The organism is Bacteroidota bacterium (assembly GCA_037133915.1).
Lineage (GTDB): Bacteria > Bacteroidota > Bacteroidia > Bacteroidales > CAIWKO01 > JBAXND01.
In genome coordinates this window covers 1-14,742 of sequence record JBAXND010000051.1, presented here as the reverse complement: position 1 = coordinate 14,742, position 14,742 = coordinate 1, and the positions used below count along the sequence as shown (strand labels likewise).

The 14,742-nt window shown below is 43.2% G+C and carries 10 protein-coding genes and 1 tRNA gene; 5 read left to right on the top strand and 6 right to left on the bottom strand.

Annotated elements, in window-relative coordinates; genetic code table 11:
- Positions 1-39: 39 nt before the first annotated feature.
- The 5 genes from sprA to WCM76_14045 form a co-directional block, all read right to left on the bottom strand.
- Positions 40-7,335 (bottom strand): cell surface protein SprA, encoded by a 7,296-nt coding sequence (sprA, locus tag WCM76_14065; protein MEI6766752.1) that lies wholly within the window; start codon positions 7,333-7,335, stop codon positions 40-42.
- Between the two features lie 38 nt (positions 7,336-7,373).
- Positions 7,374-7,976, bottom strand: a complete 603-nt coding sequence (gene ruvA, locus WCM76_14060) for a Holliday junction branch migration protein RuvA (protein MEI6766751.1) — start codon at positions 7,974-7,976, stop codon at positions 7,374-7,376.
- A 28-nt stretch (positions 7,977-8,004) separates the two neighbouring features.
- Positions 8,005-9,459 (bottom strand): NADP-dependent malic enzyme, encoded by a 1,455-nt coding sequence (locus tag WCM76_14055; protein ID MEI6766750.1) that lies wholly within the window; start codon positions 9,457-9,459, stop codon positions 8,005-8,007.
- A 171-nt stretch (positions 9,460-9,630) separates the two neighbouring features.
- Positions 9,631-9,900, bottom strand: coding sequence for a type II toxin-antitoxin system RelE/ParE family toxin (locus WCM76_14050; GenBank protein MEI6766749.1), 270 nt, complete (start codon positions 9,898-9,900; stop codon positions 9,631-9,633).
- The gene (locus tag WCM76_14045; protein MEI6766748.1) at positions 9,897-10,094 is read right to left on the bottom strand and encodes a hypothetical protein; all 198 of its coding nucleotides are present in this window, start codon (positions 10,092-10,094) and stop codon (positions 9,897-9,899) included. Before WCM76_14045 ends, WCM76_14050 begins: the two co-directional genes overlap by 4 nt.
- A gap of 178 nt (positions 10,095-10,272) precedes the next feature.
- Between WCM76_14045 and WCM76_14040 the strand changes: the two genes are divergently transcribed.
- From WCM76_14040 to WCM76_14020, 5 genes are all read left to right on the top strand, one after another.
- The gene (locus WCM76_14040; GenBank protein MEI6766747.1) at positions 10,273-10,962 is read left to right on the top strand and encodes an NAD-dependent deacylase; all 690 of its coding nucleotides are present in this window, start codon (positions 10,273-10,275) and stop codon (positions 10,960-10,962) included.
- A gap of 18 nt (positions 10,963-10,980) precedes the next feature.
- Complete coding sequence (gene mnmH / locus WCM76_14035) at positions 10,981-12,024, top strand: tRNA 2-selenouridine(34) synthase MnmH (GenBank protein MEI6766746.1); 1,044 nt, start codon at positions 10,981-10,983, stop codon at positions 12,022-12,024.
- Positions 12,006-13,046 carry a selenide, water dikinase SelD gene (selD, locus tag WCM76_14030; protein MEI6766745.1) on the top strand — a complete coding sequence of 347 codons (1,041 nt, stop codon included), beginning with the start codon at positions 12,006-12,008 and terminating at the stop codon, positions 13,044-13,046. Before mnmH ends, selD begins: the two co-directional genes overlap by 19 nt.
- Before the next feature lie 74 nt (positions 13,047-13,120).
- Positions 13,121-13,193, top strand: a tRNA-Ala gene (locus tag WCM76_14025).
- Between the two features lie 155 nt (positions 13,194-13,348).
- The gene (locus tag WCM76_14020; GenBank protein MEI6766744.1) at positions 13,349-14,488 is read left to right on the top strand and encodes a site-specific integrase; all 1,140 of its coding nucleotides are present in this window, start codon (positions 13,349-13,351) and stop codon (positions 14,486-14,488) included.
- 53 nt (positions 14,489-14,541) lie between these two features.
- Here the strand turns inward: WCM76_14020 and WCM76_14015 are convergent.
- On the bottom strand, positions 14,542-14,742 hold a 201-nt coding region (locus tag WCM76_14015), incomplete at its 5' end, for a T9SS type A sorting domain-containing protein (protein ID MEI6766743.1).

Below are 14,742 nucleotides of genomic sequence, written 5' to 3'. Positions count from 1 at the left end.
ACAAACATCGCCGCCATCAACAGACAGCTATTTACACTTTTATTGAGCCAGCGTGAACCTCAGGCTGAGCCCAGCATTGGTGTTGGAGTTAGGATACTGTGATGATACAAACGGATTATTGATGATCTTATCGAAAAACAGGCGAATATTGAATTTTTCGCTTATCTGATAATCGGCAGAAACATTAATTGACATTACCTTTTGTCCTGCCGACACCTGGTCCATATTTTCAACCAGTTTTCTCAAAACGGTTTTATTGGTTCGTATCGAGAAATCGGCTTTCAGGTTCAGGTCGCTTTTTATGGGTCGCTTTTTACCGCTGAAATTGATGTTAAAGGAAACATCTTTGAGACGGTATCCGGCGCCGATAACATATTCGTCGCTGGTAACTTCCGTAAGCTGATTGTTGGCAAAACTCAGAACCAGATTTCTTGATTTCTTTATCTCAAATTTAAACAGCAGGCTGTTGACCATGGTCATATCAAATCCAATAAGCGGGCTGAACTGCTCGTTGATGCTCACTTGTCCGATTTCATATTTTGAGGCGAAATTCTTCACAGCATCTCTTACATAAGTATAGCCATCCTGGGCATCATCTTTATACAATAAATTACTTGCGAATTGACCTACAGAATAGGTGCTGCGGTAAGTATGCGACACTGAAATATTCTTGAAGAATTTCTTCAGCCAGTTAATTCTTGTAAGGCCGGTGTAAGTGATGCGCCAGTTTGGAAGCGGAATGGCTGCAAGCAATTTTTCATTAAACGGTTTAAGCGATATTTTATCGGGGTTGCGACCGGTGTACGCTGCAAGAAATGCCGGTATGAGAACATCTTGAGATGTGGGACCATATCCATCCGGGAATCCTGTAGAGTCACTCAGAGCTTTTGATGAGAACCGGTTATTTGCCGCAAGACGTGCAGCTATGAGCAAGCGATATTCTTTGAACTTCTCAAAGGTTTTGTTGGAGTGGTCTTTATTATCGTTAATAAAAGCTGTGCTCCATGTAATATACGTCGATGTAAAGCTCCCCGATTCCATAGGAGTAAATGCTTTACTATGGTTAAATTCGGTGCCGGTTTCATATCGGTAATAAGCTCCGTATTGTTTCGAATAATTACTGGTAGCCGTTACATCAATTCGCAGGGCTGCCAGCGGTTCAATAGATACCTGGCCGTTAAGATTTTTTGTTTGCTTAATTATGTACGGCGTATTCAGCGTCGTGTCAGATGTAATCCAGTTGTTGGAATACGCTTGGTCAACAATCTGTGTCCCCGAACCCTGAGAGAACATTTCGCTTGGATTTCCAAAAACAAAATCAAGTCCGGGAGCCATTTTATTCCAGTCCATACCGAGGGCAACAGGCTTTGGCATAAAACCGGGAAGAAGCTTTCCGTTCCCCTCTTGATAAGAAATATTGACTGTTTTAATTCCCATCAGGATACCCAGCGTTCCATCAATTACCTCTTTAACATAATTTATTTTTTCCTCAACCGTATCTCCTTCGGCGGCGCGCATATTGGTCTTTGGCTTATTGGCGCCTCCTTTTTTCTTTTCGTTGATTTTTGCGAGGTACGGTATCTTATTATAAAGGTTCAGCAGATTGGCACTGGCATTTACCTGCTTGGTGTTTGAGTTTTCAATAGTGTTTCCTAACGGATTCTCAATAATAAGTCCATTGGTATCGGCAGCCAGCGGTAAAGCGGTCCATTGGTAATCGCCACCGTATTTCGCATTAACGTTTATCCAGTTGAGAATCGGGATTTTATTAATCGGAAGCGTATAATTCACTTCAACGGATTGTGTGAATGATTTTATTCTGCCCAAATCCAGCACATTGCTCCAGACAGAGTCGCGTTTTGTTTTATAATCCGGCAGGTTCTTCGCAATTTTTCCGGGAGGTTCATCAATCTGTGCGATTACATGTGCCTGATAATCGAGTTTAAGTCCCTGCGTCAAATCCCATTTAAGGCCGTAATCTCTGGTCCAGTTGAATGATTTGATATAGGTAGGCTCAAGTATAACAATAGCGTTTGTTTTCGCTCGCAGTAGGTTTTCGGAAAATTGCCTGTCGATGTCGGTACGGAAGGTGAGCATTTTGGGCGCATAAAAAAAGTTGAAGTCTTTGATTAACCTGAACCATTTCGATTTCCCCAAAAACTTAACCTTGTCGAAAGGTTTAACCGGTTTTGCATTGGAGGAGAAATTATATCCCAGTCCGCCACGATGTGTTTTTTTTGTGTCATATTCCACATCAACATTTCGATGCATCAATTCGGTGTAAGCATAGGATACATCAAAATTTTCGATATCGTAAATATGGCTTTTTGATCCGCCTGTTTTAACTTTTCTTACGTTCATGAAATTGAGACTCTGCCTACGGGTATAGTCCTGTGTGAGCTTCCGTATAGAGTCTTTCTCAGCCGCCGAAGGATATGTACTCAGTTCATCTTTATACAGTACATCAGGGTTTAGCGGGTTGTACTGTGGTGTGTTAATCATCTCGGAATAATCGTAATGGAGCGGTATTTTCATTCCCCATTTTTCCGGGAAAAATTTGCCAAGTTCAAGATTTGTAGCAATATCATAGGATACCTTGGTTTCTTTTTGCCGTTCATTTACTTTTTTATCAATACTTCCAAAACCCGGAGTGCTTATGGTTCCTGCAATACTCAGTGTTCCGAAATCGGCTAAGGTGGTACCAATGCGTCCTGTTGCTGCCCATCCGCCCTTTTCGTCGAAGTCGGTGAGCCGTAATTCATTCACCCAAATTTCGGCGCATTTATCCATTCCGTCGTCTGAGCTGCCGTTTTTCTTTTTTGGGTTACGCACACCAATCATGATGGTCTTTACTGCGCTGAGATTAGGATTCCCAACAATGGTAATTTTATTATTTTTCGAATCGTATGCCACATACGGAACGCTGTATGATAACGATGAGCCCGGCTGACGAATGTCCGTATTACGCTGTGTTTTGGCTGCAACAAGGTCTGCAAGAGTTATCTCCATTTGGTTTTCTGATGGCCAGATAGCATCCGGGTTTTCGGCCGATGTTCCCCAATCAGTCACCTTCAGCGGCAGCTCATACTCATAATAATTTGAAGTAAAGTCAGACCCGAGGCGTACGAAAAGTGTGAGGTCGCCGTCTTTAACGGGCAGTGTGTTATTGCTTGCTTCGCAGTGCGCGTACATCCTGATTTTTTTGAACTGGCGAACATCAAAATCACAGGTTTTATAAACGGCCCGTGCATCACCGTCCATCAAACCGCATACTTTCATATCAAGCGATTGCTCATTGAGCTGCTGCAAATTAGTGCTGGCAAGGTTTATTTCACGCTCAATGCCCGGCGGAACCACGTAGGGAACCGGTATTCTTTGCCCGTTTTCTTCAATATTTACTGCAGAAACATCAAAGGTTGTAGTGCTCTGATCGTCGGTAGGAATGTATTCGCCCGGAGCAAGCAGTGAGTAGCGGTAGCGTCTCCATTCTCCTCTTACAATATCCAGTGTTGCAAGACGGCAGATAATGCTGTCGGTAAATCCCTTCAGGTACATTCTTATGAAACGTATTGATTTGAAATCCTGAATTCCATTCACAATACGGTCGGGATTCTGGACAGGTATTTTAAACTGATACCATGTTACGGTAGCAGATGAGCCGTTTGGAAGGCGACCTGTTGATGCGTCAATTTTATCGGCAATGTAGTTCTGACCGATGTTCATTTTGCTCGGCTGAAGATCGATACGGTACTGGAAATAACGTTCGCTTTCATTCAGGGTATTATCATGATTAATATCTTCGCCGTCGGGCATGGTGGTTGCCGACATGGGGTAGCTCACATTATACTGTGCCTGCGTTTGAGCGTCGGTAGGGGAGTTCCCTTCAGCTCCGTTATAGTTTTTATAACGGTCAAGAATTGATTTGCTTTCGTTGTCATAATCAGGTCCCCTGAAATAATGGAAGTCATCTGAAGAAGGGTCGGCACTGGCTTTTGCATATGCAGGCGATGATGAGCCGAAAATTCCGGCAATACGCTGCAAATAGTTGGCATCAAAAAACTGACGTTCTCTTTCATCTCCGAGGCCGTCGAGACCCACATCCTGGTATTTACGCGCTTCTTCGCTGTTATCAAATGAATTGGTGAGTGGCTGCTGGGTGGGTACAATACCCCAGATTGTTGTGTCTACATTTATAAGTTCGCTTGTAGCCGGCAGCCCGTTCTCTAAGCTTTTGCGTGAGTCGCGGAGTACATCTTCAGAAATATCGCCGAGGTCAAAATACAACTGACCACCGGTACTATTTGTGTTATAGATGAATGGATCCATCATCCAAAACTCAATATATTCCACGTTTGTGGCTTCAAAATCGGATGTCTCAATTTTGCGCTGAATACCCGCCCATCGTGTATAGGGGTTCTTCAGTTTACCGCTTGCATCAATACCGTCCGAATATCCTTCAGAACCGTCAACATCATAATTGTAAGGTCCTTTTTCATAGGGATAATATGCAAGGTTGAGCACTGCAATATTTGAAGGCTGCCCATTTGCAAGTTGTTTATTCGGGAATACTTCCTCTTCCAGAACTTCTCTGGTGTAATGATTGGAAATATCATCGTTGGTGATGTTGGGCGGTGTCTGGTTGTTGTTTCTGTAGAAAATGGTCGGGTCAATTACATACCATGCAAGTTTGGCACGATTCATATTAAATCCTTTTCCGCTGTTGGGCGAAGCTTCAGGAAAGAGATCGGGCTGCCCTTGTGGTGTACTGGCAATAAACCAGCTACCGATATTTTTCAGGTCGATGGTTGATTTGCTCCCTTCAAAATCGTCGATATACGAAGTTCCGGTTTTACCAATTGCTTTCGAATGGCCGGGAATAAGGTCGGCAAATTCAGCGTCGATGGTTACATTAGAAACCGTTTTTGTATTCAAGAGAGGAATGAAATCAACAATTTTTGTTATGAGCCTCGATTCGGTTTTATAGTTACCGTTTACACCCCAAATGGTATTACTGATAGGTTCGTCACCGAAATTCACCTTTTGCGTAAGCGGCTTTTCTGTAAGGTTGAGTACGGTCGCACCCAGATTGAATTTTTTGTTTACCATGTAATCAACGTGTGCTCCCATCAGCGTTTTAGTCTGAATATCGAACATGCTGTTACTTTCAAGCGAAATGTTGATTGGGGTTCCCGAATTCAGGATGCCTTCATTAATAATTTTTACGCGACCAAGGGTATAATCAACAGTGTAGTCAACATTTTCAGCAAGGGGAATGCCGCCTGCGGTAACTTTTACCGAACCTTGTGGTACGTTCATGGCACCCAGTGAAATTTCCGAGCCGGATGCCGACTTGAACATCCCGTCAATAGAGAATTTATTTCGTTCGGGGTATTGCTGTGCCCCGGTTTTTGTCATGGTGTACAGTGAGTCGTAACAGTATTTATCGGCAATCGGTTTCAATGCAGGGTCACCGCCGGTAATGGCTTTGCGCATATCGCTTCCAAAGGGCTCCAGCACCGGGAAGAATATGCGGCCGTTGCTGGCCTGTATGGTTCCGCCCTGAGTGGCCGCCATATCAATAAAGTCAAATACACCATCGGGAACCGGGTCGTTGTTGCTGTTCAGGCGGTCGCATCCGAGTACCTTGATAAGAGGAATGCCGTCAATTTCGCCTTCGGTGATGAACCCCATAGGAACGCCATTTTCTTCGCCGGAGAAAAGTACATTCAGTCTGAAATCCTGCGAATTGACCTGATATCCGCCAATAGAGTACACATTTTTCATCATCAGATCCCAGATAGGAATCTTGGTGTTGAGCGAAGAACTTTTAAGCAGTTTTACAATAAGGCAGTTGGGTGCACTGATACCGCCGTTTGAAAATTCGCCCACCTGATGTACCGCGGTATCACCAATCAGTGTGTACTGATAGGCAACGGCCAGTGTCTGGTCGGAATTCAAGGTGGTATTCAGTGAAATGAAACCCAGCTTGCTGTTGAATGTATATTCCGAAGGCTGCAATTTACGCGCAAGTTCTACCTTTTCATAGTCAACACCCGAAACAAAATTCTGTGCCTGAAGGTAGTTGTTCACACCATTCAGGTTGCGGAGGCTGGCTGTGTCAAGTAATGATAACAGGTTATTCGAAGCATTATCAGGATATGTTTTACCGGGATATGCATATACCTGGCTGTTATAGATTCTGCTTGTTTCACTCAAATCCTGAAATGCTATGATATTGCGGTTTTCAGTAGTTGCAGCGCCCACATTGGTAACCCATACTTCAATTTTAGTGATGTTGATAGGTGTAGTAACGGTCGGCAGTTTTTTCAGGGCTTTGGTGTAATTGCCGCGGTAATAATGTCCGAGAAAAAAGTGCTTATTTTCTTCGTACTGATCTGCTTTTACGCTGAACTGGCTTGTTTGGGCGCCCCCTGAAACGGTAATATTTTCGGTCTTACTTTTTTGCTGAGAGAAAATCCCGGTAACGGTGGTTCTGCCGAATTTCAGTTTAGCCTTGATACCAAACAGCGCCTGACTGCCGGTAATAAGTGAACTGTTGAGGGGCAACGTAACATCACCTGCCTCTATAAGCTGAATAATCTCATCTTCCTTGCCTTCGTATTTGAGGTTCATTTTATTCTCAAAATCGAACGAAGCCTCGGTATTATAATTCACCCCAAACTGTATCTTGTCGCCAATTTTGGCGGTAACATTCATTTGTATCTTTTCCTCAAAATTGAAGTTGGTGTTACGACGTTGTTTTACGTCAAGAGCAGGATTGTCGGTACGTGTAGAGATTACACCAAAGATGAGTTCTGCAGAGCCTGACGGTCTGATATCAATGGTATTACTTCCAAAAATCCGGTCGAAGGCTTCGCCGCCAATCCGTATTTTGGGAATAAATCCGCCGTCGCCTTTGGTGAGTCTGTTTGCCTTTGTTTTTTCGCGCCAGTATTTTTGCATCATCTGATCCATGCTGTATTTCTGGTACTCTTCATAAGTCATGGTGGTCGATGGGCGAACTTCATTATTGCCCACTTTTGTGGTCAGCACATAGGTGTTGGTTTCAGGGTCGTATTCGTAGGTGGAGTTCAGATTCGACGGGTTATTCAGATACAATCCGCCATTTTGCTGAGGACTGTACGGGTCGCCCGTATTATCCTGAAAAGGGAAGGGTAAAATAGTGTCATCCGGATTGGTGTCCGGTGGTAAAACAGCTGAATGATATCCTCTGCTTCCTGCAGTGTTATCTACATTTCCTGATCCTGACAATGCCACGGCCACTACCAGCCCCGCTGCACCCAATCCCAGGATGTATTTTATAAATCGCTCCAATGCTCTTATCTTTATGTTCCGGCCCTAATTCCGACCCCTTATAATATTTTCAATGACATTTTGATGAGTCCTTCTACCGTAAGCGAAGGATCTTCGGTTTTAAGTATCTTCTCGACAGCTGATTCTGCCGCTTTCGCGGGAAAGCCAAGCATTTTCAATGCTGATAACGCTTCTTCGCGCTTTCTATTGTGTCCGGGCGACAAAATTTGTTTCGATGGCTGCCATTTACTGAACTTGTCGCGAAGGTCGATGATGATCTTTTGCGCAGTCTTTGTTCCAATGCCTTTTACCTTCTGAAACGTGTTTACATCGCCGTTTACAATGGCAGATATTACTTCGTCGGTTATTAATGATGATAAAATCAGTCTGGCAGTATTCGATCCAACGCCGCTTACAGAAATCAGGTTCACAAATAATTCGCGCTCGTCTTCCGTTGCAAATCCGTACATCACCATCCCTACAGGAGTCGTGGCTTCATTTTTAATTGCCAGATACGAAAGCAGCTTTTGCGGGGTGTTTATCTCGCCCAGTGCCGAATAGGTATTTACCGAAATATTCAGCATATAGCCGATACCGCCGCATTCTATGATTGCGTATGCAGGGTTTTTTTCGGTAAGTATACCTGTAACGTATGTTATCATTTATTAATGCTTGTTAACGATTAAAAAATCAGGAAACCTGTTTTACAGCCCATTCCAGCGCTTTTTCAAGCATTTCCTGTGGGGGCTCTTTGATAAAACCATAATCAACCATATGCTTAGCCATATCGCGTGCTGCCTGAATATCGGTGGCTGCTTTGTTAAACGCCTCTTCGGCTGTAAGTGTAATGCGTGCCACACCGTCTTTTATAGCCTGCATGGCAACGTCGGCGGCTTCCTGCGGAAATACCGATGCTTCATCCATGGTAGGTACAATATTTTCAGGGTCGATGCCGCGTTTTTCGGCATAATCGGCCAGTGAATGGGCTGCCGCAATGGCCATGGTATCCGTAATTTTTCTGGCACGAACCATCAGGGCGCCTTTTAATATTCCCGGGAAGCCGATGGAGTTATTCACCTGATTGGGGAAGTCGCCGCGTCCGGTTGCAACAATATAAGCACCAGCTTCTTTGGCGGCATACGGATATATCTCAGGAACGGGATTGGCACAGGCAAAAACAATTGATTTTTTCCCCATAGCAGCTACCCATTCTTTTTTGATAGTGTCAGGTCCCGGCGTACTCAGTGAAATAAGCACATCAGCACCTTTCATGGCTTCGTCCATGGTGTTCACCCTGTCGGGGTTGGTGCTTTCGCAGAGTTCCCATTTACGGTAAAAACGGGGATCTTTTTTAATATCGTCGCGTCCGGCGTGCAAAGCACCGCGGGTATCAAACAGCGTCATCTTTTCAGGATCGGCACCGTCGGTAATAAGCAGGCGTGCAATGGTAGTATTGGAAGCACCGGCTCCGTAAAGAACAATTTTTACATCACCAATCTTTTTGCCCACCAGCTTCAGAGCGTTGATAAGTCCGGCCAGGGTAACACATGCCGTTCCCTGTGCATCGTCGTGCCAAACGGGGATGTCGCACTCTTCGCGCAGCACATCAAGAACTTTATAACAGTTGGGTTGTGAAATATCTTCGAGGTTGACGGCACCAAAACTATGCTGTGCCATCTTCACAAACTGAATTATTTTTTCAGGATCATTTTCGCCTTTTTCGTTGCGGCTGTCAACACAAAGCGCCACAGCATCAAAGCCTCCGAGATATTTCATCAAAAAAGCTTTGCCTTCCATCACACCCAGTCCGCCCGGAGGCGTGCAATCGCCGTCGCCCAGTACGCGGGTTGAATCGCTTACAACGGCGACCAGATTGCCGCGGTTCGATAAGTCATACGATGTTTCGTTATTGTCGCGGATGTTTGTAGAAACCTTGGATACTCCCGGAGTGTACCATACGTTGAACCAGTTAAAGCCCGGTACCGGGGCTTTAGGAACTGTTTGTATCTTACCTTCATAAAACGCATGAGCTTCTTCCGAAAGTTTTTTCAGAAATAAAGTCTTTGCCTTTGCAATCTGTTCCGGGCTGAAGTTGTCCGGAAAAATGTTATTCAGATTATCAAGATTAAGATGTATTTTCTCCATATAGATATCGTTAGAAGATTTTAAAATTAAGGTGTAAAAATACAACTTTTCAATTAATCAATATTATATAATAGTATTGAAGTAGAAAAATCAGTAGAAAATATTTCGAAATTCTTTTTTTAGTGTTTTCAGATGCCACAGCTTACACAGGCAAAAAACAAGCAGGCAAAATCAAGGGAAGATTTTATAGATATCTTTTCGGTGGGCAATGATAATAAATCGGATGGTGTTTTTGTTAATTATTTCAAGACCGATGCGGTAATCGCCAATCCTGATTCTGTAAAAAGAGTTGAATCCGGTTAATTTTTTGATGACCGGCAGTTCTGTGAGAGACGATGCATTTTCAATTTGAAGGATAGCTCGTTTAAGCCTCAGAAGTAAACCCTTGTCATGAATATACCTTAATGACTTTTCAAAGGATCTGTCGAACTGAACCGTCATTTTTTATTCAATTTTTTCATGATAGATTCGCGCGTCACCAGTTCACCGGTCTTTGATTTATCTATCAGCAAACCTAAGGCAAGGTCTTCGTATTGCTCTTCCTTTATATTAATAACATTGGCACCCAACTTCCTGGCGAGCTCACGGAGAATTTTTGTATTTTGATTATCTGTTTTAATTACAATTGCGCTCATGATTGAAATTTTTACAAAGATACAGCATTTTCGTGCAGATTTCAATCTGAGATAGAAGGTTGATTAGATAGAATTTGACTAAAAAATCAGGAATCGTGGTTCACACCTTCAGTTACCAACAATCCGTATTTTAACTACTTTTGAAGGCAAACGCGAAATAAGTTAACAAATCAGAGTGATGAAAAAAATTGTGGTCCTTACAGGAGCCGGCGTCAGTGCCGAAAGTGGCATTAAGACATTTCGTGATGCCAACGGTTTGTGGGAAGAACACCGTGTAGAAGATGTTGCCACCTTTGATGCGTGGGTGAAAAATCAGGAGCTGGTGCTCGAATTTTACAATCAGCGGCGCAAACAGCTTGTAAACGTTGAACCCAATGCGGCACATTATGCTTTGGTGCGGCTTGAGCAAAAATATAACGTACATATCATCACACAAAATGTGGACGATTTGCACGAACGTGCCGGTTCCACAAAAATACTGCACTTGCATGGCGAACTGCTGAAATCAAGAAGCACGGTTGACGAAAGCCTCGTGTATGATATCGACGGATGGGAGCTGAAAACCGGTATGTTTTGCGAAAAAGGCTCTCAACTCAGACCTCATATCGTTTGGTTTGGAGAAGCTGTTCCCAACATTGTACCTGCCGCAGAAATTGTGCGTAATGCTGATATTGCCATTGTTATTGGAACATCAATGCAGGTATATCCTGCCGCCGGTCTGATTGAGTATGTGCATCATTCAAAACAAAAATATTACATCGACCCCAATGCCGGGCCAATCAATTATATCCGTAATCTTGAGGTAATTAAAAAAAATGCAGGCATTGGTGTACCTTTGCTTGTTGACAGACTTTTGAACGAAGCATAATATTAATATCTCCTGATTTTGCCTACGATTCTCAATATCTCCGAATTTCTTGACATGGGCGCCAACGGACCCGTTTTTGATGTGCGCTCTCCGGCTGAATATAAGAAAGGACATATTCCCGGAGCTATCAATGCGCCCATTTTTGATGATGCGGAACGGGCTTCCGTAGGCACAGCATACGTTAAGCAGGGTCGCGAACAGGCTGTTATCAAAGGGCTGGAGCTTATCGGAAGTAAAATGCATGTGTATGCCAAAAACATGTTGAGCACCTGTGCTGAAAAAACTGCGTTTATTTATTGCTGGCGTGGCGGCATGCGCAGCCGCAGCGTTGCGTTCTTACTGGAAATGGCAGGCTGCAAAGCATTTTTGCCTGAAGGCGGATATAAAAGTTATCGTAATTTATTGTTGCGTGAATTTGAAAAAGACTCGAATGTAGTTGTGCTTGGCGGCCTTACCGGAAGTGGAAAAACAGACTGTCTGCTCGAACTCGAACGGCTTGGCGGGCAGGTGCTCGACATCGAAGGTATTGCAAAGCATAAAGGCTCAGCATTCGGTCACATTGGACTTGAAGAGCAGCCGTCCACAGAGCATTTTCAGAATCTGCTTTTTGAGAAATGGCACACCTTTGACCTCACAAAACCAATTTTTCTTGAAGATGAAAATTCCGACCTGGGCAAAGTGAATTTGCCGGAGCCGCTGTTCGCGAAAATTCGGTCATCGAATATTATTATTTTGGAAATGCCCGTAAATATCAGAGTTCAGAAATTGGTAACAGAATATACAGGCACCGATGATGAACTTCTTACAGCGGCCGTGAAACGTCTGGAACGCCGCCTTGGGAGTGAAAATATGCAAAAAGCAGTAAGCGATATAGAGAACGGAAACTATCACGGAGCCTGTGAAATATTGCTCACCTATTATGATAAAGCGTATCTTAAAAGTGTTGATAACAGGGATAAACAGACGATTGTGAACATACATACCGATACTGCCGATGCGCGAACCAATGCTGAATTAATTTTAAAACAGTTAAAAGAACATCAATGGAACAGGACAAGATAAAACTCACGCAATTTAGTCCGGGTGCAGGTTGCGGATGTAAAATATCGCCGATGATTCTCGAAGAAATTATCAAAAAAGGCAATCGCGAAGTATTTGAAAAGTTGCTTGTCGGTCATGAAAGCAAAGACGATGCGGCGGTGTATGATTTGGGCAATGGAACAGCCGTGATAAGCACTACTGATTTTTTTATGCCCATTACCGATGATGCTTATGACTTTGGACGCATCGCATCTGCCAATGCTATCAGCGATGTGTATGCCATGGGAGGCATGCCTTTGATGGCAATCTCCATATTGGGCTGGCCATTAACAAAGCTGGAGCCATCATTGGCACATGAAGTTATTGAAGGAAGCCGCAGCATCTGCAGCTCTGCCGGTATTCCGCTCGCGGGCGGGCACAGCATCGATTCACTTGAGCCAATATTCGGGCTTGCGGTGACGGGGATTGTTGATATAAAAAATATAAAACGCAATAACACTGCTGAAGCCGGATGTTCGCTTTTTCTTACCAAACCGCTTGGTATCGGAATATTGTCGACAGCTCAAAAAAAAGGACTGCTTGCTGATGTGCATTCCGTTACTGCGCGTGACCTGATGATTCAGTTGAACACCGTGGGTTATGAGCTGGGCAAACTTGAATGTGTTAAAGCCATGACCGATGTTACCGGATTCGGATTACTCGGTCATTTGCTTGAAATGTGCGAAGGCAGCGGTCTGAACGCAGAAATTGATTACAACGCAATTCCAAAAATCAAGGGAATTGAATCATACATTGCGCAGGACTGTATTCCCGGAGGCACCAAACGGAATTTTAAAAGTTACGGTTCAAAAGTGTGTGAATTAAGCGAAACACAAAAAGCCATTCTGTGCGATCCGCAAACAAGCGGCGGTCTTTTGATAGCCGTAAGTCCGTGGGGCGAAGAAATATTTTTCCACACTATGCATGCTGCCGGCTACGAAGTTGAACCAATAGGCGCACTTACGCAGCGCAGTGACGATGGGCCGTTCATTCGAATACAATAATTTTATCAAACTGTAAGGTGTCGGTATATCAACTAAAAGTATAAATTTGCAGCACTTAATTTTACCGTGTAAACGGGGCGTTAGCTCAGATGGTAGAGCGCCGGGTTCGCAATCCGGAGATCAGGGGTTCGACCCCCCTACGCTCCACTCAGAAGGTTGAAGCATTTCAACCTTCTTTTTCACTTCTTACATCTACCAAGGGATTCCGCACTTTCTTGTTTAAGCTTTGAAAGCTTTTATTTCATTACTTTCGGCAATTTGTTTCACAATGGCTTCACAATAGAAACAAAACAAAATGCCTTATGAGCTACTCTTTTAAAATTTTCTTGCGTTCTGACTTTCTAAGAAAAGACGGACTAACCCCAATTTACTTACGAGTAATAATTGACCGTAAGAAAAAAGACCATTCACTGAATATGGCTATACCGGAAGGTTTATGGGACACAAAAAACAACAAGGTTAAAAAGTCACTTCGCTACAATTCGGAAGACCTTAACTCTGTCCTTTCAAAAACCCGGATGAAAGTTGAAAAAATTATGCTTGATTCAAAACTCGGCGACAAACGCCTGACAATGGCTGATTTTGACAGGCTGTATTCTCAAAAGTCAATTGATTATAGCTCCTTTTACGAATATGCGCTGGGGTTCATCGAACAGAACCGGCATAAATTCTCATCGGAAACATGCCGCACCTATACAAGCCAAGTGACGAAGCTGAAACGATTTCGGACAGAGTTACGGTTTGCCGATATGGATATTGATTTTCTCAGGCAGTACGATGTGTTTATGGTGAGTAAGCTGAACAATCAAACCAATACTCATTATAAAAGCATGGCCTTTATTAAAACTGTCTGGTTTCAGGCTATGCGTGACGGGATGGTATCTGAAAGTATTTTCAAGAACTTTCCATTGAAAAAGAAATTAGGCAACCGAAGTTTCCTTGACATGGAAGACCTCAAGTCGCTTGAGGCTTTGCTAATTGATGATATCAAGGGGTATCAACGGAATGTTCTCAGGTATTTTTTATTTGCCTGTTATACCGGATTACGCTTCCTCGATATAAAAAACCTAATGCATTCGCACCTTGTAGAAGGCGATATGCTGCAAATAGAAATGCACAAAACGAAAGATGTTGTTAGAGTTCCATTAATAGACAGGGCAAAAGGACTTATTGAACCCGGTTTTGAAAACCAACCTGTGTTCCATGTGGCCACCAATCAGATAACCAACCGCTACCTGAAAGAACTTATGGTGCTTGCAAAAATCAAAAAGTCTATTAGCTTTCACTGTGCTCGTCACACCTTCGCCACCTGCTCCATCGACCTCGGTATGCCACTGGAAGTCATCAGCAAGCTCTTAGGCCATAAAGACCTTAAAACAACACAGATTTATGCTAAGATACTGGACAGCGTTAAGGTTAAGGAGATGGGAAAGTGGAATTAACGTTACAGATTCCATAACGGTTTGCGTGCTTTTTTTAATTATGCACTGGGCGTTCATTGTTTCATAAATTTCTTTATCAAAATTTTCTTATCTGTCGTTACTTTTATTATATAAACCCCGCTTGATAAATTTGATATATCCATTGTGGTAGAATTTTCATTTGCATTTACGCATTTTATTAATTGTCCTTCAATATTTAAAATTTCAATTACTGCGGGATGAGAATTTTCTATTATTATATTATTTGATGTGGG

Excerpts from the sequence above, each read along its gene's own strand:
- ruvA (MEI6766751.1), bottom strand. The coding sequence starts at position 7,976 with ATGATAACATACGTTACAGGTATACTTACCGAAAAAAACCCTGCATAC.
- WCM76_14055 (MEI6766750.1), bottom strand. The coding sequence starts at position 9,459 with ATGGAGAAAATACATCTTAATCTTGATAATCTGAATAACATTTTTCCG.
- WCM76_14050 (MEI6766749.1), bottom strand. The coding sequence starts at position 9,900 with ATGACGGTTCAGTTCGACAGATCCTTTGAAAAGTCATTAAGGTATATT.
- WCM76_14045 (MEI6766748.1), bottom strand. The coding sequence starts at position 10,094 with ATGAGCGCAATTGTAATTAAAACAGATAATCAAAATACAAAAATTCTC.
- WCM76_14040 (MEI6766747.1), top strand. The coding sequence starts at position 10,273 with ATGAAAAAAATTGTGGTCCTTACAGGAGCCGGCGTCAGTGCCGAAAGT.
- selD (MEI6766745.1), top strand. The coding sequence starts at position 12,006 with ATGGAACAGGACAAGATAAAACTCACGCAATTTAGTCCGGGTGCAGGT.
- WCM76_14020 (MEI6766744.1), top strand. The coding sequence starts at position 13,349 with ATGAGCTACTCTTTTAAAATTTTCTTGCGTTCTGACTTTCTAAGAAAA.